At 73.2% G+C, this 1,084-nt stretch carries 1 protein-coding gene and 1 pseudogene; both read right to left on the bottom strand.

The annotated features are described in order from the left end of the window. Window positions 1–230: pseudogene (locus G3I65_RS18960) on the bottom strand (carnitine dehydratase); the annotation flags it as partial. Next, window positions 230–922, bottom strand: a complete 693-nt coding sequence (gene hemQ, locus G3I65_RS18955; RefSeq protein WP_160697290.1) for a hydrogen peroxide-dependent heme synthase — start codon at window positions 920–922, stop codon at window positions 230–232. The pseudogene G3I65_RS18960 and the gene hemQ, both read right to left, overlap by 1 nt. Between the last annotated feature and the right edge of the window lie 162 nt (window positions 923–1,084).

Below are 1,084 nucleotides of genomic sequence, written 5' to 3'. Positions count from 1 at the left end.
CTGTGGAACGCCGCCGCCGCGTGGCGCGTGTCCGCGGTGACGACGCCGGGCTCGATCCCGCGCTGCTTCAGCAGTTCGCCTGCCGCGAGGGTCGCCGCCGCGATCGACGCCGTCGCCGCGGCCGCCACCCGGTACGGGCCCGGCAGCACGTCTTCGGTGCCGGTCAGCTCGAAGGGGCCCGGCGCCGAACCGGTGAGCGCCCGCCAGGCGCCCTCGACTGCCTCGCGCACTACGGGAGAGCCGCGACGAGCTCGGCGGGCGGCACGCGCGTGCCGGTGTAGAACGGGATTTCCTCCCGCACGTGCAGCCGCGCTTCGGTGCCGCGCAGGTGGCGCATCAGGTCGACGATCCGGTGCAGCTCGTCGGCCTCGAAGGCGAGGATCCACTCGTAGTCGCCCAGCGCGAACGACGCGACGGTGTTGGCGCGCACGTCCGGGTAGTCGCGGGCTTCCTTGCCGTGGTCGGCCAGCATCTTGCGGCGGTCGGCGTCCGGCAGCAGGTACCACTCGTAGGACCGCACGAACGGGTACACGCAGATGTACTTGCGCGCCTCTTCCCCCGCGAGGAACGCGGGGATGTGGCTCTTGTTGAACTCCGCGGGCCGGTGCAGCGCGGTCTGGCTCCAGACCGGCGTCGACGCGCGCCCGAGCGGGGTCCGCCGGAAGCCGGAGTAGGCGGCCTGGACCTGCTCGATCTCCTCGGCGTGCCACCAGATCATGTAGTCGGCGTCGGCACGCAGCGCGGACACGTCGTAGACCCCCCGGACGACGACCCCCTTCGCCTCCAGGCCGTCGAGGTACTCGGTCGTCTCGCGGCCGGCGGCCCCGCGGTCCTCGCCCAGCCTGCCGGGCTCGATCCGGAAGACCGACCAGGTCGTGTACCGGATGGTGTCGTTGAGCTCGTTGTAGTTGACCCGCGCCATACGTCCATCCTGTCACCGCGGCGGTCCGGTCGCCGCCACGGGTCAGGTGAGAGCACTCACTCGGCGAGGTGCGCCGCGATCCGCTGCGCGGCGGCCTCCGCGGTGGCCACGCAGGCCGGCAGCCCGACCCCGTGCAGCGTCGCCCCGGCGACCGCCAGCCCC

Origin of the sequence: Amycolatopsis sp. SID8362 (genome assembly GCF_010550475.1) — a bacterium.
Lineage (GTDB): Bacteria > Actinomycetota > Actinomycetes > Mycobacteriales > Pseudonocardiaceae > Amycolatopsis > Amycolatopsis eburnea.
The sequence above is the reverse complement of the archived record's forward strand: the minus strand, read 5'-3'. Positions and strand labels throughout refer to the sequence as shown.